This is a genomic window from Achromobacter sp. SIMBA_011, assembly GCF_046535435.1.
Taxonomy (GTDB): Bacteria; Pseudomonadota; Gammaproteobacteria; order Burkholderiales; family Burkholderiaceae_B; genus Achromobacter; species Achromobacter dolens.
On record NZ_JAWRWN010001339.1, the window covers coordinates 1 to 230 of the forward strand.

At 56.5% G+C, this 230-nt stretch carries 1 protein-coding gene; it reads left to right on the plus strand.

The genetic code is table 11. The annotated features are described in order from the left end of the window. Positions 1–214 (plus strand): hypothetical protein (locus tag SB816_RS35435; protein ID WP_410548677.1); only part of this gene is annotated, 214 nt, incomplete at its 5' end. Between the last annotated feature and the right edge of the window lie 16 nt (positions 215–230).

The following is a 230-nucleotide window of genomic DNA, read 5'->3' on the forward strand; positions in this document are numbered from 1 at the left end:
TCTGGCGTTCCATTTCCTGAGCCAGCTTCATTCCGTGCCGGGTAATGCGGGAGAGGCGGGTAGGCATGGCAATGGAGGCCATGGCGAGCGCAATCCTGATCCTCAGCCTCGCTTCTCCGTCAGGCGCATGTTTCACGATCCTGTCGAGGTAACGCACATGAAAGGCAAGGCTTTTCAGGAAGCGGCGATAAAAGCCCGCATCTGCCTCATATAAAACGACGGGTGAATGG